16 protein-coding genes and 1 riboswitch are annotated in these 24973 nt (G+C 62.7%); of the genes, 7 read left to right on the forward strand and 9 right to left on the reverse strand.

The features are described from left to right. The 5 genes from ABY454_RS02135 to ABY454_RS02155 all read right to left on the reverse strand — a co-directional run. Nucleotides 1-720, reverse strand: a 720-nt coding sequence (locus ABY454_RS02135; protein WP_372928592.1) for a PhoH family protein, incomplete at its 3' end; no start/stop codon positions are given. A gap of 95 nt (nt 721-815) precedes the next feature. Then, nucleotides 816-2198: a tRNA (N6-isopentenyl adenosine(37)-C2)-methylthiotransferase MiaB gene (gene miaB, locus ABY454_RS02140; protein ID WP_372928525.1), complete on the reverse strand. Its 1383-nt coding sequence runs from the start codon at nt 2196-2198 to the stop codon at nt 816-818. Between the two features lie 45 nt (nt 2199-2243). Further along, nucleotides 2244-4319: a penicillin-binding protein 1C gene (gene pbpC, locus ABY454_RS02145; protein WP_372928526.1), complete on the reverse strand. Its 2076-nt coding sequence runs from the start codon at nt 4317-4319 to the stop codon at nt 2244-2246. Beyond that, nucleotides 4316-9541, reverse strand: a complete 5226-nt coding sequence (locus tag ABY454_RS02150) for an alpha-2-macroglobulin (protein WP_372928527.1) — start codon at nt 9539-9541, stop codon at nt 4316-4318. Before ABY454_RS02150 ends, pbpC begins: the two co-directional genes overlap by 4 nt. 113 nt (nt 9542-9654) lie before the next feature. Beyond that, complete coding sequence (locus tag ABY454_RS02155) at nt 9655-10575, reverse strand: LysR family transcriptional regulator (RefSeq protein WP_372928528.1); 921 nt, start codon at nt 10573-10575, stop codon at nt 9655-9657. 284 nt (nt 10576-10859) lie between these two features. Between ABY454_RS02155 and ABY454_RS02160 the strand changes: the two genes are divergently transcribed. The 4 genes from ABY454_RS02160 to ABY454_RS02175 all read left to right on the forward strand — a co-directional run bounded on the left by ABY454_RS02160 (nt 10860) and on the right by ABY454_RS02175 (nt 17629). After that, nucleotides 10860-11627 (forward strand): hypothetical protein, encoded by a 768-nt coding sequence (locus tag ABY454_RS02160; protein ID WP_372928529.1) that lies wholly within the window; start codon nt 10860-10862, stop codon nt 11625-11627. Nucleotides 11628-11733: 106 nt separating this feature from the next. Continuing rightward, a riboswitch (cobalamin riboswitch) is annotated at nt 11734-11945 on the forward strand. A 101-nt stretch (nt 11946-12046) separates the two neighbouring features. After that, nucleotides 12047-13456, forward strand: coding sequence for a carbohydrate porin (locus ABY454_RS02165; protein ID WP_372928530.1), 1410 nt, complete (start codon nt 12047-12049; stop codon nt 13454-13456). A 255-nt stretch (nt 13457-13711) separates the two neighbouring features. Beyond that, complete coding sequence (locus ABY454_RS02170; protein WP_372928531.1) at nt 13712-15103, forward strand: hypothetical protein; 1392 nt, start codon at nt 13712-13714, stop codon at nt 15101-15103. Nucleotides 15104-15328: 225 nt separating this feature from the next. Next, nucleotides 15329-17629, forward strand: a complete 2301-nt coding sequence (locus tag ABY454_RS02175) for an AsmA family protein (RefSeq protein WP_372928532.1) — start codon at nt 15329-15331, stop codon at nt 17627-17629. Nucleotides 17630-17636: 7 nt separating this feature from the next. Here the strand turns inward: ABY454_RS02175 and ABY454_RS02180 are convergent, their stop codons facing one another. Beyond that, entirely contained in the window at nt 17637-18278 is a 642-nt protein-coding gene (locus tag ABY454_RS02180) for an invasion associated locus B family protein (protein ID WP_372928533.1), read from the reverse strand. A gap of 226 nt (nt 18279-18504) precedes the next feature. On the opposite strand from ABY454_RS02180, the gene ABY454_RS02185 reads away from it, so the two are divergent. Beyond that, entirely contained in the window at nt 18505-19011 is a 507-nt protein-coding gene (locus ABY454_RS02185; RefSeq protein ID WP_372928534.1) for a prepilin peptidase, read from the forward strand. Between the two features lie 364 nt (nt 19012-19375). Here the strand turns inward: ABY454_RS02185 and ABY454_RS02190 are convergent, their stop codons facing one another. Next, nucleotides 19376-20044: a glutathione S-transferase family protein gene (locus tag ABY454_RS02190; protein ID WP_372928535.1), complete on the reverse strand. Its 669-nt coding sequence runs from the start codon at nt 20042-20044 to the stop codon at nt 19376-19378. A gap of 95 nt (nt 20045-20139) precedes the next feature. Between ABY454_RS02190 and ABY454_RS02195 the strand changes: the two genes are divergently transcribed. Both ABY454_RS02195 and ABY454_RS02200 read left to right on the forward strand, forming a co-directional pair. After that, on the forward strand, nt 20140-21555 hold the full coding sequence (locus tag ABY454_RS02195; RefSeq protein ID WP_372928536.1) for a M17 family metallopeptidase: 1416 nt from the start codon (nt 20140-20142) through the stop codon (nt 21553-21555). Then, a complete protein-coding gene (locus ABY454_RS02200) occupies nt 21552-22415 on the forward strand; it encodes a C40 family peptidase (RefSeq protein WP_372928537.1) in 864 nt (287 codons plus the stop codon). The genes ABY454_RS02195 and ABY454_RS02200 overlap by 4 nt, the downstream gene beginning before the upstream one ends. 10 nt (nt 22416-22425) lie before the next feature. Here ABY454_RS02200 and ABY454_RS02205 read toward each other — a convergent pair whose 3' ends face one another. Together ABY454_RS02205 and ABY454_RS02210 are read right to left on the reverse strand one after the other, a co-directional pair. Then, nucleotides 22426-24060: an ABC transporter ATP-binding protein gene (locus tag ABY454_RS02205; RefSeq protein WP_372928538.1), complete on the reverse strand. Its 1635-nt coding sequence runs from the start codon at nt 24058-24060 to the stop codon at nt 22426-22428. Next, on the reverse strand, nt 24057-24968 hold the full coding sequence (locus tag ABY454_RS02210) for a cation diffusion facilitator family transporter (RefSeq protein WP_372928539.1): 912 nt from the start codon (nt 24966-24968) through the stop codon (nt 24057-24059). The genes ABY454_RS02205 and ABY454_RS02210 overlap by 4 nt, the downstream gene beginning before the upstream one ends. Nucleotides 24969-24973 lie beyond the last annotated feature (5 nt).

The raw sequence follows: 24973 nt of genomic DNA on the forward strand, positions 1-24973 counted from the left end.
CATCTTGAGCTGCATGGGCGTGCAGTTCTGCGCCTCATCGAGAATGACCATGGCATGGGAGAGAGTGCGCCCGCGCATGAAGGCAAGCGGCGCAATTTCGATGACGCCGGTCTCGAGCCCGCGCTCGACCCGCTCCGGCGCGAGCACGTCATAGAGCGCATCGTAAAGCGGACGCAAATAAGGATCGACCTTCTCGCGCATGTCGCCGGGCAGGAACCCGAGCCGCTCGCCGGCCTCGACCGCGGGCCGCGACAGGATCAACCTATCGCAGCGCCCCGCTTCCAGGCACGCGGCCGCAAACGCCACCGCAAGATATGTCTTGCCGGTACCGGCAGGGCCGGTGGCGAACACCAGGTCGTTGCGCTGGAGCGATTCGAGGTAGGCGCTCTGTGCCGGCGTGCGCGCGGTGATGAGCCGCTTGCGCGTACGGATCTGCGCGGCGGGAGCCTTCACGTTCGCCTCGTTGTCGGTTTGGATCGCATGTCGTATGGCGCCGGCCACGTCTCCGGCGCTGATCATCTCTCCTTCAGCCAACCGGGCGTAGAGCTGCTCGAGCACCGATTTTGCTGCCGCGCACGCCGCGTCCGGGCCGCGTAACGCCACGGCGTTGCCGTTGACCGTCGCTTCGACGCCAAGGCGATCCTCCAACACGGCGAGGTTTGCGTCATAGTCTCCAAGGAGGTCACGCACGAGCTGGATATCGTCGAAGTAGACGACCAGGGGCTCTGCGCCTCCATTGGTCTGCGCTTCGAAGCGCCTTACCGCTGATCCACGCCCGCGCGTCAATGATGTCTTCCGAACACTCGCCTTGTTGGTCAAACGGCTGCCTGAGCTGGCTCGCGCCATTCAAATCTCGATTTCATGACACCGCTAAGACTGTTCGGCCCAGCCGCCGAGATGTCAACCTCGGCAATGTGACCTATCAACGATTCCGGGCCGTCCACATGCACGGCTTGGAGATAGGGTGAACGCCCGGCGATCTGCCCCGGTTTCCGCCCTTTTCCTTCAAAAAGGACGGGCAGTGTGCGGCCCACAATGGCCCGGTCGAAGTCGCGGCGGCTGTCCTCGATCAGGGCTTGAAGCACAGCAAGGCGCTCTTTCTTGACGGCCTCGGGCACTTGACCCTCAAGGCTCGCTGCGGGCGTGCCGGGCCGCGCGCTATACTTAAATGAAAAGGCCTGCGCGAAGCCCACGCGCCGCGCCAATGCCAGCGTGTCCTCGAAGTCCTGATCCGTCTCGCCGGGGAAACCGACAATAACGTCTGTGGACAGCGCGAGGTCGGGCCGCGCGGCGCGAATGCGCGCGATCAGCGCCTCGTACTCCTCGGCCGTGTGCTTGCGGTTCATCGCGGCGAGGATTCGGTCCGAGCCTGATTGATAGGGCAAATGGAGATAGGGCATGAGCGCCGGTTCATCGCCGTACAGGGCGATAAGATCGTCATCCATGTCGTGCGGATGGCTGGTGGTGAAACGCAAGCGCTCGACGGCCGGGACTTCTGCCAGCCGTTTCAGCAGCCGCGCCAGCGACCACGTCGCGCCGTCCGCCGCTTCGCCGTGATAGGCGTTGACGTTCTGCCCGAGCAGCGTCACTTCACGCACGCCGCGCGCGGCAAGCCGTTTCACTTCGGCGACGATCTCATCCGGTGCGCGCGAATATTCCGAGCCGCGCGTATACGGCACCACGCAGAACGTGCAGAACTTGTCGCAGCCCTCCTGTACGGTCACGAACGCGGACACTTGCCGCCTTGCTGTGGTGCGCGGCGGTAGCGCCGCGAACTTGTCCTCCGCGGGGAACTCGGTCTCGACGGCGCGCTTTCCCGAAGACGAAGCATCGGCCACGAGATCGGCGAGGCGGTGGAGGCTTTGCGGTCCGACAACGATGTCGACCACGGGCGCGCGCGCAATGATCTCCTCGCCTTCGGCTTGGGCAACGCACCCGGCGACTGCCACCACCGTGTTGCGGCCTTGTGACTTGCGCGCGTTCTTGCTCTTCCGTATCCGGCCAAGCGCGGAATAAACCTTCTCGGCCGCCTTCTCGCGGATGTGGCAGGTGTTCAAGATCACCAGGTCCGCATCGCTCATCTCGTCGGTCAGTGCGTAACCGGCAGGCTGAAGCGCCTCGGCCATGCGTTCGGAATCGTACGCATTCATCTGGCAGCCGAAGGTCTTGATATGGAGCTTCTTAGCGCTTGTCGTCATGGGCTGTTTGTTGGGCTCGCGAGCGCATTCGTCAAGGGGTTCCCGCTATTGCTGGAGGCGCACGGTCACGCTGTCCGCCGCGCCGGTCGCGTCCGTCACGCTGAGCCGCACGAAGCCGGGCCCATCGGGGGCGAAAAACACGGTGCGCGGTGCGTTGGTGGTCTCGAATGGTAGGCCGTTCACCATGACGTTGAGCGGTGGCGTGCCGCCTGCGATCTTGACCGCGATGGGATTGAGCGTCTCGCCATCGCCATCAAGTGCCAAGCTCGCGCCGTGCGGCGGAAACACAATTCGGACGGCTTGCGTCATCGCTTCGCCTTGGTTTCCGCGCGATGCGAAACGCCGCAAAGGCGGCGGCAGTTGCGAGGTGCGGGCGGCAAGGACGCCGTCCGGTGCCGGCGGCAGCGCCTTCGGTGTCTGCGTTGCCCGCGCGAAGGCGTCGAACAGGATCGGCGCAGCGGCGGTGCGGCCCAAAAGGCCGGTGACCGGCGCCCCGTCGGGCCGGCCCACCCACACACCGATCGTGTATCTGCCGTCGAAGCCCACGGCCCAGGCGTCGCGGTATCCATAAGATGTGCCCGTCTTGAAGGCGATGCGCCCGCCGGCCGCGTTGGGTGGCGGCGGCGCTCCCCGCAGCACGTCGCCCACATGCCAGGCCGCGGCGGGCTCCATCAGGCGCATTGCCGGGCGTGCCGGCTCCGCCAGCCGCTCTTGGAGGGGGCGAACCGTGCCGTGCCGGGCAAGACCCGAATAAAGAGCCGTGAGGTCGATCAGCCTGACGCCGATGCCGCCAAGCCCGAGCGCCAGGCCGGCCGTCTCGTGCTTCGGCAGCTGGAGTGACGCGCCCGCCTCGCCGAGACGCGCCAGCAGCCGGCTCGGGCCCACCTGATCCAGTACCGCGACGGCCGGCACGTTGAGCGACAATTGCAGCGCTTTGCGCACCGTGACGGTGCCTTGGAAGGTGAGGTCGAAATTCTCCGGCGCATAATCCCCGTAACGAATTGGCCGGTCCTCGATCAGCGTTTCCGGGTGAACCAGCCCGTCCTCGAACCCAAGCCCATATATAAATGGCTTGAGCGCCGAGCCCGGCGAGCGCAGCGCGCGCGTCAGATCTACCTGACCGGCGCGGGCTTCGTCGAAATAATCGGGCGAGGCGACGCGCGCCAGGATATCGCCGGTCTCGTGCTCCACCACCACGATGGCCGCCGACATAGCCTCGCCGAGTTGGCCTGCGCGCTCCCGGGCAAGGCGTTCGAGCCGGCGCTGCAAGTGTCCGTCGATGGTGAGACGAATGATCGAACCCGACTGCGCCACCGCTCTCGCTTCGTCCGCGGCATGGGGCGCGGAGAGCGGCATGGGCCTGCGCGTGGTGGGGACGGGCTCCAACTTGGCGCGTGCGATCTCCGCCGGACTGAACAGGCCGCTGCCGGCGATGCGGTCGAGCACGCGGTTCCGTGCAGCGTGCGCCCGCTCCGGGTGCCGGTCGGGGCGCCGGTACTCCGGCGATTGCGGTAGGGCGACCAGCAGCGCGGTCTCGCCAAGGGTCAGCCGGCGCGGCTCCTTGCCGAAATAGGCGAGCGATGCAGCGCGGATGCCTTCGAGATTGCCGCCATAAGGCGCGAGCGACAGATAGAGCGAAAGGATCTGCTCCTTGTCGAGCGCCGCTTCGAGTTGTAGCCCCCGCACGGCCTGGCGGAACTTGGCATAGAGCGAGCGCTTGCGCCGTGGCTCCAACAGTCGCGCCACTTGCATGGAGAGCGTCGAGCCGCCGGATATAATGTGTCCCTCAGTGCCGAACTGATAGGCCGCCCGCATCATGGCGCGCGGGTCGACGCCGTGATGATCGGAGAAGCGTTTGTCTTCGTAAGCAAGAAGCGCGTCCACGAAGCGCGGGTCCACGTCGCCGCGCGTTGCCGGAAGCCGCCAGCGGCCTTGCTTGGTGAGATAGCCGCGCAACAGGTCGCCGTCGCGGTCGACCACGGTCTTGGAGTATTCGAGCTTGTCGCCGAGCGGCGCCGGGCCAAACGTCTCGACGAGCCCGGCGGCCGCGCCCGCAAATGCCGCGGCGATCCACACCGCGCCAATCGCGGCATAGCTTGCGCGACTCCTCAGCGTGCTCATTTGCGCGGCGTCACTTTAACGGCGCCGGTGTCCGTACGGCCGAAGCGGTCGGGCCGGTACATGTCCTCGACGAAGGCCTGCGGCAGCACATAGTTACCGGGCGACACGGCACGGACCATATAGGCGACACGGAACACGACAGGGCTGTCGGCCTTGCGGTCGAATGCCGCCACGAAGCGGTTGTCCCGGAAGCCGGTATGGACGGGGGCGGCGCCTTGCGTGATCCAGGACAGCCCGCCCGTGTTCGCCGAGGAGACGAGGCGCGGATTGTCGATCTCGAAACCCGCCGGCACATAGTCGGTCAGCGCGACGCGGCCGAACTGCGGCTTGGCCTCGGTAACCGTCAACAGCACCACGTAGCGCTCGTTCTGTTTGGCGGTGGCGATGTCGACCGCATCGCCGTCGAGCCGGTGGAACGTCCGCTCCAGGGCAAAGCCATGATCGGCGGCCGGCTCCGGCGTCGTCGGCGCGCCGCTCACCGAGATCACCGCGTCGAGCGGTGTGTCGCCGCTATTAGTCACCGTCACCGGGTTGATGCCGATATCCTCCTCGCTGAACGAACGGTAGAGCGGGCCGGTCAGCGTGCCTTCGTCGCTGCTGCCCTTCACCACGTCGAGGCTGACGTTCTGCTGACCCAGCGCACGCGCCGCCAGCACCAGCCACGCATCGTCTTGCGTCGATGTATATCTCACGCGGTTGCGCGCCTCGCCGATCTGCTTCGTGGCGTTCACGAGGATCGGTTTAGCCGCATTGCCTTCGGCCGCGAGCGTGACCACGGCGGCTGCATCGCGTAGGCGCGAGCCGAAATCGATACGCCCATGCGTGGTGATCGTCTCGATCGGCAGTGCGCTTGCCGCCGTGCGGAACGCCTTCTGTGCGCGCACTTTGTCGCCGAGCATCGCCAGCGCCGCGCCGATCTCGGCCTGCGCCGTCGGCGTGCCAAGTTGGCTGAGCTTCACGTCGGCGATGTAGCGCAGGTCGCCCACCGGCGCCATGCCGTTGCGGGCCAGCACGTAGAGCGCATAGGACAGCGCCAAGCCGCCGTCATTGGAAACGTCGGGTGCGGTGCTGACATAGTTCCGCAAACGGTTCAGCGCGAGCTTGAAGCGTTCGTCCGGCACCTTGTGCCCATTGGCGCGCGCCCGCGTCAGAAAATCGGTGACATATGAATCGAGCCACGCATCCGCACCGCCCGGCGACCACAGGCCGAACCCGCCCTCATAGCCTTGGCGCGCCAGCACGGTCTCGATCGCCTTGTCGACGCGTTTCTTGACATCGGGCGCCCCGGCAAACTTCGACTCCAAGCCCAGCTCGTCGACATAGAGCAGGGCGATCGCCTGGCTCACCACCTGCTCCGTGCAGCCGAGCGGATAGCGGTCGAGCGCGGCAACAAGGCTCGCCACGTCGAGCGCCGCCGTTGGCGTCACCGATAGCTGCACGCTGGCAGTGCCCGGCACGAGATCGGCAAACACGTCGTTGGTGACCGTGATGCTCTGGCCAGGCTCCAGCGGCGTGACCGTGCGCCGTGCCAGGATCTGCGTTGCCGGATTGACGTTGAGCGTGAGCCGCCGTGCGACCGAGAAGTCCTCCGGCCCGGTTACCGCGATATCGATCGTGCTCTCGCCGACGCCGCGCGCGGAGATCGGGAAGGTCGCCGCGCCACGTTTCTTGGCAGCGAGCTTTATCGCACTGTCCGGGCGTCCGACGCTGAGCGGACCGTCGGTGGTGACAGCGATGTTGTACGTCCCGCTTGCCCCTTCCACATTGTCAAGATCCACGCGCAATGTGGATTTATCGCCGGTGAGCAGGAAGCGCGGCAGCGTAGAGGTCAACACCACGCGATCACGCACCACCACGTCGCCCGACCCATGTCCGACTTGGGTATCGCTCCAGGCAACCGCCATGACGCGCACCGTGCCGGTGAACGCTGGAATGTTGAATTCGACCTCCGCTCTGCCGTCGGGCCCCACCGTGACGATGCCGGAATAGAGCGCGAGCGGCGGACCGGTGGGCGGGTTGCCTTGCAGCGCGCCGGCGCTGGCATCGCCGCCAGTGCGGATCGACCCGCGCGTGCCTTGCATGCCGTCGATCAGCTGGCCGTAAAGATCGCGAACCTCGGCGGAGAGCTTGCGTTGGCCGAGATAGTATTCATCCGGGTTCGGCGTTTCGTAGCCGGTGAGATTGAGGATGCCCACGTCCACAGCCGAAACGACGATACGCGCCTGCTCGCCACTTGCGAGATTGGCCAGCCGCACGGGCACGCGAAGCTTGGTCTCGGGCCGGATCAGCTCGGGCAAAGTGAGATCGACACCAATCGTGTGTTGCGGCCTGTCGACACTGAACCACTGTACGCCGATGGCGCGGCCCGGCATGCGTTTCTCCGCCGTATCGAGCGGCCGCCGCAGGGTCGCGAGCACATAGGCGCCGGTGCCCCAATCGTCGCCCACGGCAAGGGGGATCTTCGCCAGCCCCGGCTCGACATCCGTCGTGGTCTGGGCGAGCAGCCGGTCGCCGATCACCGACAGCGTGACCGTACCGGCGCTGCGCGCGGTCACCGCGACCGTCATCGCGTCGCCGGCGCGATAGCCGGACTTGTCGAGCGCGATCTCTAAGAAGTCCGGCGTGTCGGCGGAGGCCTCCGCGTACCAGCCGGAGTCAAAGCCATACGTGGTGAGCGGGCCCGACGGGTCGGCGCTCTCGACCTCCAGGCGGTAGCGGCCCCAAGAGACGGGGACTTCGATATGGCCAGGCTCGCCGGCCTCCACGCCAATCGTTCCGTTGGCCACGCGGCGCGTGACCTTGATCGGCTCATACCGCCAGTTTCCGTATTGCCGGTACCATTGATACTTGGACTCGATGCGCAGCAGCTGCCATTTTAGGTCCTTGGTGCCCACTTGGCTGCCGTCCGGCGCAACCATCACCACGTCGAACTTGGCGATGTCCTGGTCGCCCAGCGCGGAGCCTTTGAACAGCGGCTTGACGCCGATCATGTCGGTCTTCGGTGTGACGGGCAGCGAAATCTGATGTTCGATCGCGCGGCCGCCCGGCTCGGCGAGCCGCAGCACGACGGTTGCCGCCAGGGGCCGCGTCGACGCTGGCACCTTATCGAGCGCCACCTCGAATTTCGCCCGCCCTTTGGTGTTCGTCTCCGGCAAGTCCGCAAGCGGGAAACTCTCGGACGTGAAGTTGTCGCCAGAGTCCGGCCCGTTCAGACCGAACGAATAGCCGGGGAAGCCGGGCCGCTCAGTCGCGGGCGCGATCTTCAGTTCGCCATCGACGGGAAGGCTCGACGCGGGCGCGCCGTATAGGAACCGGCCATCCAGCGTGATCTCGGCGGGTGCCGACGGAGAGAGGCTCTTGGCCCCGGTCGAGATGTCGAACTCAAGCCGCTCGGGAACGTAGTCCTCCACCAGGAAGCTGGTGTCGCCGATCGGCGATCCCTTCGGGTCTGCGTAGACTTTCACGCGATAGGTGCCCGTCGGTGCGGAGGTAATGATCGGCACGTCGAGCGACCTGCCGCCCGAGCCTTCGTCAGACACGACCTCGCGCCGGTACTCGATGCCGTCTGGGCGATCGACGATGAGCGTCAGGGCGATATCAGGCACTGCGATGCCCGCCGCGTTGCGCAGGAGCGAGGTGATGTGCACGGTCTCGCCGGTGCGGTAGACGCCGCGCTCGGTGAACACGAACGCATCGAGGCCTTTGGGCGCCGCCCGTCCCGCGACGCCGCGGTCTGTTAGATCGAAGGCCGGCGATTTGAGATTGAGAAAGGCATAGTCGCTGCTTGCGCCGGAGGCGACAAGCATGGCCGGCGCAAGACCGCCATCGCCGCGCGCCAGTCCGGCTGCGAAGGTGACTGCGCCTTTGTCGTTCGTCTTCGTCTTCGCGAGCACTTCATTGTTGCGCGCGATCAGCCGGACTTCGACGCCGGACAGCGGCGCCGTGCTCGCCAACGAATTGACGAAGGCGTGGATGCCGTCCGATCCGGAATAGGCGGTGAGCCCGTAGTCGGACACGATGAACCACTGCGTGGTCCGCTCCGAGTATTCCTCACCCGGGACGTCGGCCGGACGCGCAGCCAGAAGATAGACGCCCGGCTCCATCCGCTTCACCGCCTCGCTGATGGGGAAGCCGGTGGTGACTTCTTTATTGAGCGTCTTTTCGACCTCGAGTTCGCCGGTCCAGATGCGCTCGCCCTTTTCATCTGCGACGGTGCTGAGATCGTACGGGTAGAGATTGCGCTCAAAATTATAGCCAAGCACGTTGTCCAGCAGATTGCGGTCGCCGATCCGGTAGATCGTCACGTCCAGACGGCCCGTATTGACGCTGACCAGCGGAATGCCCTGCTGCCCTGTGCTCGGCAATACATAGGCTTTGCCAGCGAGCCGCACCGATGGCTTGCGGTCGCGCACATAGATGGTGAAGTCGGCGTTCTTCACCAGGTCCTCGTTGACGGCCGATGGCAGGCCTTCCCGCAAAGTGACGTCGTAGGTCTCGCCGTGCTTCAGCCCCTCGACGCAAAGCTGCTTGTCGTCCCCGGACAGCGCCGGCTTGTCATCACCTGCGACGGCGACGAAGGGCGAGAAGTCAGCGCGCTTCCTCAAGGGTTCGGTGAACTGGAAGCAGGCGCGTGGGGAGGCCGCATCGGAGTCCACGCTGAAGTCGGCAACGCGGAAGCCGTATTTCTCGCGTAGTTGATCGTAGGTCGCCTTCAAGCCGGGGTTGGTGTCGAGCTTGAGCGCCAGGCTCAGCGCGTTCAGCGCCGGGCGCCAATCGCCGCCTTTGCCGAAGGCGGTGGCGAGTGTCGCCAGCGCGGCGGCTTCGCCCGCGGGCGTCTTGGCCAGCCGATAGGCGATGTAGGCCGCGGTGCGTGCATTCTGATAGCGGGCGGTGCCGTCATCGTTCTCGTCAGGCGGGATGGCGAGCCAGATATCGGCCAATCGGCGCCAGGCCTCCGCATCGTCCGGCGCCACGGAGACGATCTGCCCATAGATGAAGGCAGCGGCTCCGAGGTTCTGCTTGCGGAGCTCGACGGCGGCTAATTCTTTCAGCTTGCCCACGGGCAGTTCGACGGTGCCGGACTCGTTCTTTAGGTCGGCGGCCAGCGTAATGGCGGCCTCGTCGAGAGCGTCGTCCTGGTAGGTCTTGTCGGCGGCGAGTGCGGGGGTCGAGACGAAAACGAGCAGCGCGGCGGCAAGGCCAGCGCGAAACCATGCGACCATGGATGTCCTCCAAGCGCCCGGCTCTCGGCAAAAAGCGGAGCGTGGAACCTATCGTAATGGAGCCGTGTGACAGACACCAGAGGGATGCACGGGGAGGTCGAGGGTGCAGTCCACTACGCAGAGGCAGCGATGTCCTGGGCAATCTGGGTAAGCTCGCCGCGTAGCCATTGGTGGCATTCATCCCGGTCGTAGCTCGAGTGCCACATGAGCCGTAAGGGAAAGTCGACCGGCGGTACCGGCTGGGCCACGCGCGCGAGGCCGAATTGCTTCTCAAGGATCGACGCCAGCGAGGAGGGCAATGTCAGCAGAGCGTCGCTGTTCAGCACAACGAGAACGCCAACAAGGGCCGAGGAGACGTAAGACGAGACGTTGCAGCTCAGCGCTTGAGCGGCCAGGGCCTCGTTTAGGAGACTGAGCGCGGGGAGCGAATTGATCGCCACATGGTCGGCGGCCACGAACGTGGCGGCGTCCGGCTTTCGCTTGGTGAAGGCGTGCCCCGGCCGCGCCAGGGTGGCGAGCGTATCGTCGAACAGCTTCGCGACACGAACGTCTGGGGCATTCACCAGAGCACCCTCGATATCGATCACGAAGTGCCTCCGGGCGGTGCGTAGCGCATCGACCGTCTCGTCTCGATGCGACGGCGCCCAGTTCACGTGGACGTTCGGTGCGGCCGATTCGAGCCGTTTTCTGAGGGGCTCGACCAGAATGAGTTCGCCGGCCTCACTCGACGCTGCGGCAAACTCGCGCACGGAAAGCGACGGATCGAACGGGTTGCTGGGCCGCAGCAGGCTCTCCATACCAGCCAGGATGACGTGAACAGTGGGAGCCAGCTCCAGCGCCTTGGCTGTCGGCACCAGCCGCTGACCGGCCCGCACAAACAGCTCATCGTCGAAGATTTCCCGCAGTTTAGCCAATGCGTGGCTGATCGCGGATGCGCTCCGGCCCAATCTTTCAGCGGCCCGCGTGACGCTTGCATCGACCAAGAGCGCGTCGAGGGTCACGAGCAGATTGGCGTCGACCTCTTTAAGATGCATTTCATTCAACTATTCGGCTGAAAAGAGTTCAGTACGTTCATGTTAGCGGCTGGGCTAGGGTTTTGACAAGATATTCGGCCGCCCAGCCCGAATGTCTGGAGCGTTCTTGCCCGAGCCTGGACGCTTCCTCATCTCAACCTTGCGGCGGCCTGGAGGTCCCGGCCGAAGGGCCGCCGCATTCTTCGCCACCTAGATCGGATCGAAACCGCGAACTAGATCGCGAACTAGACTGGTTGGTGTAAAGTCCGGTTTGGGCAAGAACCAATTTTCTGAGGAGCTCTCTAATGACGCGGGGTGATGCTCTTACCACCTGCTCACGCCTGACAATCTTCTCCTTTCTCGCGGGTCTATTGTTGTGCCTCGCCAGCGTGCCTGCCAGCGCACAGTTCTATGTCCGCTCGCCAGACGTCGAGAAGGGCGAGCTGACACTCGAAGGGCACGGCCAGATCTATTCGGGCCCGGGCGAGGACGAGCGTCGCCGGCAGTCCCATGAGCTTGAGGGGAAGTATGGCTTCACCGACAGGTTCGAGGGCATCGTCGAGTTAACTGCCCGCCAGAACATTGGCGAAAGCCTGAAGGCGCACCGGTTCGAACTCGGAGGTCAATATGAACTCGTGGAACGTCACGGTGACGGCTGGGGTCTTGCCTTCCGCTCCCTCTATGAGTGGGCGTTACAGGACGGCGATCCTGACGAAATCCTGTTCGGTCCGCTCGCCAAATATGTGCGAGGGCATGACTCCTTCACCATCAACACGTTCTTCATCGGCCAAGTCGGCAATCACGTCGACATCGACAGCCTGGAGCTCCTAGTAAATTGGCGCCTGAAGCACGAGTTCAACGAAGCCTGGGGGGTTGGCGTGGAAGGTTATAGCAAGATCGGGGATCTCTCACACGCGGGCACGTGGGACGAGCAGTTGCACCGGGTCGGTCCGGTTGCCTATCTTGAACTCGAAGGCATGCCGGAGTGGGAGTTCGCCGCAGGCACGCTGTTCGGCGTATCCGACGCAACTTCGGACGTCACCTTCAAGTTCGATATTGAGGCTGTATTCTAGATGATGTTGGTCGGCGCGCACCTTAGTCAGCCTTCGCCCGGGTTTGGTGCCTGCTGAACCATAGGCTCTCCAGCTCTTTGCATGTTTGACAGGGGGTCCCATCTACGCACGCTTTTGTTGAGAGGGCTCCCCCCATGTTGTTTCGGAGGGGAACAAATGGGAACATAGTATTAGCCCTGAAAACGAGGAAGCTGTGGCTGTCCGCGCGACTGTAAGTGGCGAGCCTGCTGCCGACATGGACCACTGGGAAGACGGGAAGGTCAGGCAGGAGGCGAAAACCCACAAGCCAGGAGACCTGCCCTTACCTGTGCCAGGGCTGATGCCTGAGCGGGGATGCTCGGACGTCGCCGGAAAGCCTTTTCAGGTCGCTCCGAAGCCTTGACACAGCTGATTATGGTCAAGCGACTTCAGAGGGAAGTATGCGGAGATCAAATCTCTCTATTCACGGTCTGCCGCTCGCGGGATGGTATGGGGCAGCCCGAAATTCTTGTCTCGGGATTGCTTTTGGAGCCGCGATCGCACTTGCCGTGTCGGTGCCAGCAAGTGCTCGGTGTGACCTCCCCGAACCCGACATCGCAGATGGTTCGAGGCACATTCCCGACGAAGCAGTTGCAGCAATCGACCCAGGCGGCGTTCGCCGCGCCCTTTCAAAGTATGGGATCGCTGTCGGCGGTCTTTACACCGCCGAGGCCTTTCACAATTGGGGCGGCCTTCAGGATGGCGGAGCCTATGAGGGCGTGCTTGAACTCTACGCCAATGCCGATATGCACAAATTGGGTTTCTGGGAAGGCCTTTGCTTTTTCGCAAATGGCTACCAGATCCATGGGCGTCAAATTACCGCTGGGTATGTGGGCGCTCTGGCGCCGGTCTCCGGCATCGAGGCGGTACCGACGACTCGGCTATTCGAAATGTGGCTCGAGCAGCATATATTTAGTGAGACTGTGTCTATAAGATTTGGCCAACTTGCCGCCGACGCGGAGTTTTTTCTAAGTGAGAGTGCCGGCTACTTACTGAACGCCACCTGGGGATGGGCGTCCAAAGCTGCAGAGAACAACCCAGGCGGCGGGCCGGCCTATCCTCTCGCCACACCGGGCGTGCGCGTCGCCGTTGCGCCGACCGATAAGCACAAATTGATGCTCGCGGTCTTCAATGGCAATGCCGCGCCAGAATGCAACAAAGGCGGGGGCGATCCTCAGCGCTGCAACCCTCACGGCTTGGAGTTCGAGCTCGACGATCCTCCACTGCTCATGGGCGAAGGCGATTACAGCTACGACCTTGCTGGCGGGACCCTACCGGGGGTCATCAAGTTCGGCACCTGGTATCACTTCGGCACCTTCGAGCACCGGCGCATCGATGTCGGCGGTGAACTCATCGGCGTTACCGGTAATGCTGCAAAGCCTTTGAAGCACAATTGGGCGCTGTATGCAGTCGTCGACCAGTTACTGTGGCGTGTCCCGGGAAGCGAGGACCCTCACGGTATCAGCGTTTTCGCGCGAGCCGCTGGCGCACCGAGCGATCGTAACCTAATCGACTTGTATTTCGACGGCGGCTTCACATTCACGGGCATGATTCCGAGTCGGCCGAACGATGCACTAGCCGTTGGCTTAGCCTATACCGGCATTTCTCATGAGGTTTCTGCTTTCGATATCGACTCAGGCAAACCCATAGCACGCAACTATGAAGCGCTGTTGGAGGTAACATATACATTCGAGTTTACCCAAGGCTGGATTCTGCAGCCTGACTTTCAATACTTCTGGAACCCAGGTGGTAATGTTGCAGGGATTGATGACGCATTGGTTTTGGGAGGCCGCTCCACACTTAGATTCTGACAATCAGATCACACTTAGTGGAAACGCCAAAGCGTGGGGCATGTGCGTGGCATGATATATAGGACCAATTACCTTGCATCCGGCTGCGGTATAGCTTTATTCGCGTTAGCGTCAAGTATGCCATCGCGTGCAGAAGTTGAAATTTATAACCCGGAGGCCATAGTTCCTCCCCAGTGTTACACCAAGCACGAAGGGCGGTTTAACGCCTGTTACGTCTGTCACCAAGATCATAAAGGTGGCGAACGGCTGAACGCCATGAATGATCAGCGCCTACAATCGGAGTATGACTTTGCTGAAGTGGCGCTCAAGAACCACTGGACAAATCTGTTTGTTGATAGGCGACCGCTTATCGCAAAGATCGATGACCGGGAGATCTTGGAGTACGTCGATGACGACAACTACTCGGGGTTAGCTAGTCGATTAGAGCTCTCGGGTTGGCGAGGCTTCATTCCAAGAATCGACCGCCTTCATGAGGCGGCTGCTGCTTTTGACGTCAGAGGTTTTGCCCGCGACGGAAGTGGCTGGGTCGCCTTCAATTACAAGCCGCTGCCAAGTACTTTCTGGCCAACGAATGGCTCGACTGACGACGTAATGGTTCGGTTGCCGGACAAATTTCGTAAAGACGCTGACGGCAACTACAGTCCAGAGATCTATCTGATAAATCTCAGTATTGCCGAGGCAGCAATCAAAAATTTGGACGAGGTCTCTATTCCAGAAACCGACGAGCAACAGATTGGTTTAGATCTCGATGGCGACGGAACTTTGAGGGCCAGCGTGAGTCGACTGAGAAGGCCGGAGAGTTACATAGGTTCTGCAGCCAATCTCCCCGTCGTTAGCTTTCTGTACCCGGCGGGTACAGAGTTTCTGCACACTGTTCGTTACTTAGGAATTGGGGAAAAAGGAACAATAGAACATGCCCGCCGGCTTAAGGAACTGCGCTATATGCGGAAGCACACGTTTCTGTCCGCCGCAGAGGTTCGCGCCCGCTACGAGGCCCTTAGGCAAAAAGAGAACACAAGCAATGAATCTGAATCCGTGGATCATCAGGCTGGCGTCAAGCCAGCGGGCGAATACGGCTATGACAACGGTTTCGGTTGGTATGTCCAAGGGTTCATTGAAGACTCCAAGGGGGAGCTTCGGCCGCAAGGGAGCGAAGAGGGCCTGTTCTGTATGGGGTGTCACGCCAGCATAGGGGCCACAGTAGACAGCACTTTCGCATTCGCCAGGAAAGTTACCGGAGCACGGGGCTGGGGCTATATCGATTTGCGGGGGATGCCCGACGCGCCGGTTGTGGGGCAAAACGTCGGTGAGATTTTACAGTACTTCCGCCGAGTCGGTGGGGGCGATGAGTTCCGGGAGAACAAGGAGCTACTAAAGCGCTTCTTTCGAAAGAGTGGCAGCATACGTGAAAATAGGGTCCGTTCGAAAGATGTCTACGAGCTGACTAGCCCGTCACGCAGCAGGGCTTTAGCCCTAAACAAGTCCTATTGGACGATCGTGCGTGAGCAGAGTTTCATCCGAGGGCGAGATGCCAACCTATCCCCAATGGATAATGTATTTCGTACCGTTGATCCGAAAGAGGCGCCTACACTGCCGGCGTCCAAACAATTCCATAGCGACATTAGGCTAGACTGGCCGGCCCGCTGATGACGGGATCTGTTCGCGTTTAATCCGATGGAAGTACCACGCTGGCAGAACGCGATCAGCAAGCAAGAGAAATTATGAAGTGTTCTTTTTGGATCTTCAGTCTCAGCCAGCAATACAATTGCAACATTGGTCTCAGGCGTGGAAAACGGCGAGTCCGTCTTGCGCATTTCCTATTCTCACCGCAATTCCCGGTCTAAGTCGCAAGCGTCAGCACCAAGATCCTTCATGAACCGCAAGCACATCCAAAAGCCGCAAGTTCCCGCGCGCGTTCCCAACAAGCCGCAAGCGTCCGCCAAGCTGTCCAAATGGTGGCGGCCCGACCGCTTGCACCTGGCCGCGCTGATGGGCCCCTGGAGCCGCAGCGCGAAGATCGGGGCGGCGGTCGTCGGCGCGCTGGTGTTGTTCTTAGGGATTGTGAACTTCGCCCTGTCGACTGATTGGATCGAAACGCGGGTTGCCTCGCATATCAAAGAGAAGACGGGCCGCGATCTCACGGTGAACGGCTCGACGCTGCTACTGTTCACGCCCGGGCCCTATGTCATCATTTCGGACGCGAAGATCACAGATCCGGACGCAAGCGCCGGTGCCGATCTTTCCGTCGGCAGGCTCAAGATCAATCTCGACTTCGCCGATCTGTTTAGCCGCAACGTCGAGGCCGAGCAGATCGTTTTCGTGCGGCCCGTTCTCACGGTGCGCCTCGGCGAGGAGGATAAGCCTCCGCAATGGACCGGCGTCGATCCGGACGCCAAAGGCGCAATGCCTTGGAAGAGTCGTTTCGCCAAGGCCCAAGCCTCAAATCTCTCATGGGGTGGCGATCGCCAACTTCATCTCAAGGACGTGCGCATCGAGGACGGGACCATCATCATCGTCCGCGACGATGCAAAGCGTGAGCGGCGCATCGAACACATCAACGCGCAAATGACCATGCCGGCGCCGACGGACCCTTTGGTCGGCAAAGGTACGTTCGACTGGAAGCGCCAGACCGTCGACTTTAGTTTCGAGGTGACGACGCCCGCCGACCTGAGGGCCAAGCGGCAAGCGCGCCTTCAGCTCGCCCTCGACTCACAAGCGATCGCCGCGCGGTTCGACGGTAAGTTCGTCACAGCGCCTGAGATTGCTGGCGCGGGCACGCTCTCGGCCAAGGCCCACTCGATCCCGTCGATCCTGGCTTGGGTACGCGAGAGTCCGGATGTTTCGAGCGCGCTCGGCGATGGGGAGCTTGCCAGCGACGTCTCTTGGACCAAGAACAAGATCAGTTTTAGCAATGCGCGCTTCGCGCTTGAGCATGCGCGCGGCGACGGCGAGGCCGTCATCACGCTGAAGCGTCCGCGTCCGCATGTGCGCGCCGCTATCGCGCTCGAACATCTGGACCTCGATCCGTTTCTTCAAAGCGGCAAGACTGAGGATGCCACGGCTCCCAAGGATGCAATCACGAACGCTGTGGCCGTGCTGCCTGTGGCCCAAGCGCCAGTTAATCAAGCGCCGGTGACCGAAGCCCCCGCGGCACAAATGGCAGGTCCGATCGTGCCCCAGTCAAATGCGGCGCTTGAAGCTGTGCCCCAGCCAAGTGCAGCGGCCCCCGCCGTCTTCGACGCCGATGTGAACCTCAATATTCGCAAGACCCGCGCCGGCCGGATCACGATCGGGCCGAGCGCGTTCGTAATCGCCTTCCGCAACGGCGTGGCGACCACCGGGCTCGGCGTGGAGCTTTATGGCGGCCATGTGCGCGGCACGCTGGCGGTCGATGCGACAAAGCAGGTCCCGGCCTTCGACGGCGAGTTTCACTTGGATGACGTTGAAACCGAGCCGCTCCTGAAAGATGCCGCGCAGTTCGGCATGGTGTCCGGCCGGGCCAAGCTCAAACTGAAGATGTCCGGCGCGGGCGGCGACGCCGACACGATCAAATCCTCGCTGAAGGGCGACGGCAGCATCCTCGTCAGCGACGGCGCGATTGACGGCATCGACCTCACCGCTTTGATCCGTGGCCTTGGCAAAGGCGACTTCGATCTTCGCCAAGGCGCGGGCGCAAAAACGGCGTTTAGCGATCTCGGCGGCAGCTTCACCATTGCGGACGGCATCGCCGAGACGCAGAATCTCAAGATGATCAGCCCGCTTCTGAAGGTCAGCGCGGACGGGACGGTCGACCTTGCCCGGAGCAATATCGACATCCTGGCCCGCCCTGAGATTGTTGCGGGGCCTGAGGGCAGCGGCGGCGCCAACGAATTCGCCGGCCTGGGCGTGCCGGTCCGCATCGAAGGCCCGCTCGACAAGCCGCGCATCCAGCCGCAGATCGGCAGTCTCTTCGCCGACACCGAGAGTGCATCGAAGACCGTCAATAAGATCGGCGAGATGCTGCAAAGGAAGTTCAAGGGCAAGCCCGTGGGCGAAGCCATTGGGCGGCTCCTGGGCGGTGTCCAGATCGGCAGTGGCCAGCAGGCGCCGGCTCAGGCTCTCGCCGGTCCCCAAGCGGCGGAATCCCATCAGGGCAATACGGGCGGCACGGAAATGCAGGAAATCCCGCGCTAACGCGGGCTCACTCTTTCTTCTTGCTCTTCTTGCTGACTTGCTTGCCGAGACGCTTGTCGAGCGCGGCCATCCCCTTGGTGAAGCCGTCGAGCGCGGCGACGGTCTTGATCGCCTTTCCGTTGAGCGCGTAGACCGTGAGGCTGCCTTGCTTCGAAGCCGCCATTTCCTTGCGCATATCGTCCTGCACCAAGAGCAGGGCCTTACAGCCCATGGGCAGACAAGTTTGAAATGGCATGCGGTAGATCTTCCGCGTGTCCGGCGAAAACTCGACGCCACTCTGAAGTGCAACACCCGTCGGGCCGTCCACGCGCAAAACCAGTTTGCCCTTGGATCCGTAGGTCACGATTACGCGGAACACCAGTTTCTGCGTTTCCTTTTCGACCAGCGGAAGCACCAGCGAGCATCGCTCCTTGGCGCTTTTGTCCCCACCCTCCTTGCCGCAAAGCAGCGTCCAATTACCGTAACTGCCGGCCACTTTGGTCTCTGCCGTAGGTTTTCTGGCGGCCGGCATGGCCGTCTTCTTGGCAGCGCTTGAGCCGCCAGTCTTGTTTTGTGCGAGTGCCAAATCTGCCGCAGCGAAGCAGGTGATCGCAGCGAACGTCAATGTCAGCCCAAGGGTCTTCAGTCTCGCCGCCCCTCCTTTCGCCAACACACTACTCCTTGATCCAAACGTCAATTGGTTCACCTGGCAACACGCGCCTGCGAGAGCTTACGCGGGTTCCAGTGCGTTCCTATAAAAATCTGAGATTTCTGATTTAGCAGAGAAATCAGTTCATAGACGAACCGCTTTACGACCTTTTTAAACCTGTGGGACCACACTCTGAAAGAGCCTCGCGGCATCGAGGCGCAGGCAGCGAAGGACAGTAGAGGGCCCTATGATCACCGACCTTCTTATTATTACGATTTTTCCGATGGCCATGGCATTCGCGGCCGCCAGTGATCTTTTTTCCATGACGGTGCCGAACTGGATCTCGCTTCTGCTGATTGCAGGCTTTGCTGTGCTCGCACCGCTGGCTGGGCTAGGCTTGGCGGAGGTTGGTTTTCATGTCGCCTTGGCCGTCGCTGCGCTTGTTGTGACGTTCACAATGTTCTCCTTTGGCTGGATTGGCGGGGGCGATGCCAAGTTGTTCGCGAGCACTTGCTTGTGGTTAGGCCCGGAGGGCTTACTTTTTTATGCGGTCTATGCCTCTCTTCTTGGCGGCCTTTTGACGCTTCTTATCATTGCAATCCGGTCACTACCCATGCCTGCCGCGCTCGATTCCCAAGGTTGGCTCTTGCGCCTGCACAGCCCGAAGGAAGGTGTGCCATACGGGATCGCGCTCGCAGCCGCGGGCCTGCTGGTCTACCCCGGTACCCCCATTATGGCGGCGTTCGGTGGCTAGCTCCTAAGTAGTCATACGGCGCTTGTGCCGCGTGACCCTAAAGGGGCGGCAAATGGCCTTCATGAGATTTTGGATAGTCCGCGGCGTCCTCGGCCAAATTGGCGCGCTGTTGCGGCTGAAGAGGCCCCCGGTCTGGCCGCAGGCGCCCAGAAGAGAGGCCGCGGCGGTCGTCGCCAGAAGCGCGAGGACCATGGAGCGTCGAGGGCAGGAAACGTGTGGCATTGCTTAAGCAATCCTTAACGGGCGCGGACGCACCCGGGCTGCTGGTTTCACTGCCGTCATGATCTGGGACAGGCGTATAAATAGTATTAACCATGAGCCATTTCCCCCATGGTCCTAGGGCGGATGCGAAGGCGAAAAACCCTTAGACGCCAGCTCTTTCGCGCATCTCGGTCCGCGCGCCATCGGTCCATTCGGCCATCGCCGGCATGGCATAAATAGCGCCGACATAGGCGCCGGCCGTGCCGTCGTCGCCGTACCGCTCCAGCTTCACGCCATAGGTGCGGAAGCGCGTCGCCACGGGCGCGTACATCGCGTCCGCATTGGTAAAATCGCCCAAGAGAAACGGCCCGATCTTGCCGAAGCGCGCCCGCGTATCCTGCCAGATCGCGACCACGCGCCTGATGTTGTTCTCCAGCGCCTCGCTCAATTCCGGCATGGGAAGCTCTGAGAGCAGGTCCATGGGCATGTCGTTGCGCAGCGCCTGAAACCCCGCATGCATCTCCGCTGACACCGAGCGGGCCGCCGCGCGTGCCTCCCGGTCTGTAGGCCACAGCTTTGCCTCAGGGTGCTGCTCGGCGAGATATTCGACGATGGCCAGGCTGTCGCAAATGATGCCGATATCGGTCTTGAGCGCCGGCACCTTGCCGGACGGCGAGTGGCGGAAAATCTCGGCCTTGCTGTCCGCCTGGCGCAGCTGCACCCGCTCCTCCTTGAAGGGAACTCCGCAGGCCTTCAAGGCAAGCCACGGGCGCAAGCTCCACGACGAGTAGTTCTTGTCTCCGATTACCAGTGTGTAGTCCGTGCCCGTCATGAAACCGCCTTCCGCCTAACCGTCTTCCACCATTGTCATGGTTCTGCTCCCCTGCCATTAATGCGCGGCGCCTTCAAGACAGATGCGGACATTTCATGCCAACAAAAGCGACGACGCTCGACACCACGCGCCACCACCTCGAAGACCTGTTGCTTGTCGACAGTGCCGACGCCACGCCGATCACGCTGATTTCCTCGGACGACGATCTCGAATGCCTCACGGACGTCGAGCGCCGCTGGGCCGAGGCCCGCGGCTGGAAGACCACCCAAGGCGCGGTGCTGGCCGTCCCCGACGAGACCGGCGCTGTGGGCCGCGTTCTGCTTGGCACTGGCGGCGCCGACTGGGCGGAGACACCGCTGCTCACCGGCTCGCTGCCGGCAGGGCTGCAAGCAGGCGACTATCGCTTCGATAGCCCACTGCCCGATCCCGAGCTTGCCGCGCTTGGCTTCCTTGCCGGCTGCTATCGCTTCACCCGCTACAAGTCTGCCAACGACCAGGCGCTGCCGCGCCTGGTACGCCCAGAAGGTGCGAACCGCGACATGGTCCTGGCGCTTGCGGAGGGGCTCTATCTCGGCCGCGACCTAATCAACACGCCGGCGAGCGATTTCGGCCCCGCCGAGCTGGAGGCCGCCGCGCGCGATCTTGCCAATACGTTCGGCGCCACCGTCAAAGTCACGGAAGGCTCCAGTCTTCTCTCCGACAATTTCCCGATGATCCACGCCGTGGGCCGCGCCAGCGACCGTAGCCCGCGCCTTATCGACATGCACTGGGGCGCGGACAGCGCGCCGAAGGTGACGATCGTCGGCAAAGGTATTTGCTTCGACACTGGCGGGCTCAATCTCAAGCCCGGCGGTGCCATGGGGCTGATGAAGAAGGACATGGGCGGGTCGGCGGCGGCGCTCGCCTTCGCGCTCCTTGTGATGCGCACCAAGCTGCCGGTCCGTTTGCGCGTGCTGATCCCGGCGGCCGACAACTCCGTCGCGGGCAACGCCTTCCGTCCCGGCGACGTGCTGACCAGCCGGAGCGGTCTGACAGTGGAGATCGGCAACACGGACGCCGAAGGCCGGCTCGTGCTTGCCGATGCCTTGAGTCTCGCCGATGAAGAAGAGCCGGACTATCTCGTCACCTTCGCCACCTTGACCGGCGCCGCGCGCGTCGCGCTCGGCCCCGAGCTGCCGGCCTTCTATGCCGACGACGAGGCGTTCGCCGGCCAGGTGCTTGATGCCGCTCATGGCGTCGGCGATCCTGTCTGGCGCATGCCCTTCTGGGCGCCTTACGACAAGCTGCTCAAAAGCAATGTCGCCGACGTCAGTCACATCTCAGACGGGCCGTTTGCGGGCTCGGTGACGGCGGCACTCTTCCTCAAGCGCTTCGTGAAGAAGGCCAAGCGCTTTGCTCATCTCGACATCTATGGCTGGGTGCCACGGGCGCGGCCGGGCCGCCCGCAAGGGGGTGAGCCGCAAGGCGCGCGGGCGCTGTTCGAGGTCTTCCGCCGTGAGCTCGGCTCATGACGAAGCCGCTCGATCCGCGCCGCCATGTCTACCGCGCGGATCTTGCCGCCGAGCACTTGCGCGGAACCGTAGAAGCCGAGCGCTATGTGAGCGGCGAGCGCCGCCAAGTGGCCTCAAGCGCGCTGCCTCTGCGCCGCGCGCCACGCTTCGACGCAACGCTTGATACCGAAGCACTGCATGGCGAGACGCTCACCGTTTACGACGAGGATGAAGGCTGGGCTTGGGTGCAGCTCGATCATGATGGGTATGTCGGCTATATGCCGACCGAGGGGTTGATCGCGCCAACGCACAGCCCGACGCACCGTGTCTCCGCTTTGCGCACCTACATCTTTCCTGAGCCTGACTCAAAAGTGCCTCCGCTCGCCATGCTGAGCCTCAACGCGCGCGTCGCTGTCACAGAAGACTCTGGACGCTACCTTCCATTGGCCAATGGCGGCTTCATCTATGCCAGCCACGTCGCGCCATTAGGCGAGGTCGCGGACGACTTCGTCGCGGTTGCCGAAACCTTCCTCGGCACGCCCTATCTTTGGGGCGGGCGCACCAGCGTCGGTCTCGACTGCTCGGGGCTCGTGCAGCTCGCTGCCTCTGCCTCTGGGTATGAGGTACCGCGCGATGCGGACATGCAGGAGGCGGAAGCCGGCGAAGAAATCGCGGGAGGCCAAGGTGAGACGCTCGCCCGTGGCGATCTCGTATTCTGGGACGGCCATGTCGGCATCATGACCAGCCCGGACGAGTTTCTGCACGCCAACGCGCACCACATGGCCGTGGAGAAGGAACCGCTGCGCGACGCTGCGGACCGCATCAAAGCGGCAACAGGCTTCGAGATCAGCGCGATCCGGCGTTTTCCGAAGAACCCTTAAGTCGAAGACTTTAAGTCGATACCGCGTCGGCGCGCGTTGTTTCCAGCTCGAAGGCCGCCGCGAGCAACGCCTTGGTGTAGTCGGTCTTCGGGTCGGAGAACACGTCTTGCGCCGGGCCTTGCTCCACCACCTTGCCGTGACGCAGCACGATGATCGAGTTGGCGAGCGCGCGCACGACTTTAAGATCGTGACTGATGAAGAGGTAAGCCAGCTTGTGGCGTTTCTGCAGCTCGCGCAGCAGATCGACGATCTGCGCCTGCACCGACACGTCGAGCGCCGAGGTCGGCTCGTCGAGAATGAGGAACTTCGGCTCCAGCACCAGCGCACGGGCGATGGCGATGCGCTGGCGCTGCCCGCCGGAGAATTCGTGCGGATAGCGGTCGCGCACACCCGGGTCGAGCCCGACTTCTTTCAGCGCGCGGGAGACTCGCTCGCCGCGCTCCTCGTTTGACAGGTTCGGGTCCTGAATGTTCAGACCCTCCTCGATGATCTGCCCGATCGACATGCGTGGGGATAGCGAGCCGTAAGGATCCTGGAACACGATCTGGAGATCCTTGCGCAACGGGCGCATTTCCTTGGAGTCGTAGCCGTCAATGCGGTCGCCGAGATAGACGATCGGTCCTTCGCTGGAGATTAGCCTAAGCACCGCAAGACCGAGCGTTGTCTTGCCGGAGCCCGACTCGCCCACGACGCCAAGCGTCTGGCCCTCCTTCACGTCGAGGTCGATGCCGTCGACCGCCTTGATGTGTCCCACCACGCGGCGCAAGAACCCGCGCTTGATCGGGAACCACACCTTGAGGTCGTCCGCCTTGAGAATGGTCTTGGCCGTCGGGTCCTCCGGCGGCGGCGATCCTTTGGGCTCGGAGCCGAGGAGGTGCTTCGTGTAGTCGTCCTTTGGTTTCTCGAATATGCGGCGCGTTGCGCCTTTCTCGACGATCTTGCCGTCATGCATCACGCAAACATGGTCGGCCATCTTCCGCACGATGCCGAGATCGTGGGTGATGAGCAGCATGGCCATGTTGAACTCGTCCTTCAGCTCCAGCAGCAATTCCAGGATCTGCGCCTGGATGGTGACGTCGAGCGCCGTGGTCGGTTCGTCGGCGATGAGGAGATCAGGCTCGTTGGCGAGCGACATGGCGATCATCACGCGCTGGCGCTGGCCGCCGGAAAGCTGATGGGGGTAGGAGCCGAGGCGGCTCTTCGGGTCTTCGATGCCGACCCGGGTAAGAAGATCAATCACCCGCTCGCGCGCCTTATCGCCTGTCATCCCCTTATGGATGCACAACACCTCGGCGATCTGCTGCTCGACCGTGTGCAGCGGATTGAGCGAGGTCATCGGCTCCTGGAAGATCATAGAGATCTGATTGCCGCGCACATGACGCAAACCGTCCGGCGGCAAGGCCAGCAGGTTCTCGCCCTTGAAGTAGATCTCGCCGGAGGGATGCGAGGCGGCAGGGTAGGGGAGCAGCTGCAGGATCGACAGCGCCGTCACGGTCTTGCCGGAGCCGGACTCACCCACGAGCGCGATCGTCTCGCCTTCGGCGATATCGAACGAAATGTTCTTCACCGCGTGGGTCACTCTGTCTCCGGCGCGGAAGTCGACAGAGAGGTCCTTGACGGAGATAAGATTGTTCTTGCCTGTCATGCGCTCGCTCGTTTGGTCTCGTCGGCGCAAGCCGACCGCTCGACCTCCACCGTGGCGTGGTCGAGGTGAAACTTCTCTTTCAGCCGCGCTTTGATGGCCTGCACCACCGTATCGATATCGGCGGCGTCTCCGATTACCGCGTGCAGGGTCACCATGCGCCGCGATTGGGTGATGGACCAGACATGGACGTGATGCACGTCATCCACGCCCGGGATGTTCTTCGTCAGGTCCGGCGCGATATCGCGTGTGTCGAGCTCCGCCGGTGCGCCTTCGAGCAGAATATGCGCCGACTCCGCAACGACGAACCAGCCGCTGCGCAGGATGATGAACGCCACAAGGACGGACAGCAGAGGATCAATCGGGGTCCAGCCGGTCAGCATGATGACGGCACCGGCGATGAGCGCGGCGACGGAGCCGAGCAAATCGCCGAGCACATGGATTGCGGCGCTCCGCACGTTCAGGTTCTCGCGGTCCGCGCCGCGCAACATCCAGAACGAGGCGATATTGACCAGAAGGCCCGCGATCCCGACGACGACCATAATGCCGCCGGCGACATGCGCCTCGCCCTCGGACAGCCGGTGAATGGCCTCGTAGATGATCCAGCCGGCGATGGCGAACAGCGCAAGACCGTTGGAGAACGCGACGAGCACTTGAAAGCGGTCGAAGCCGTAGGTGCGCTTCCAGTCCGCCGGCCGGCGCGCCAGCCGGAAGGCGAACCAGGCCAGCGTCAGCGAGGCGAAGTCCGTCAGCATGTGGCCGGCATCGGCAATCAGCGCCAGCGAGTTGGCAATAATGCCGCCAGCTAACTCGACGAACATAAAGCTGCCGGTCAGCAGCGCCGCCACGCCCATACGCCATTCGTTGTTGGCGTGAACTTGCATCTGACTGTGGTCGTGCGAGCCGTGCATCGGGG

The sequence above is a fragment of the Methyloceanibacter sp. genome (assembly GCF_041573655.1).
Taxonomy (GTDB): Bacteria; Pseudomonadota; Alphaproteobacteria; order Rhizobiales; family Methyloligellaceae; genus Methyloceanibacter.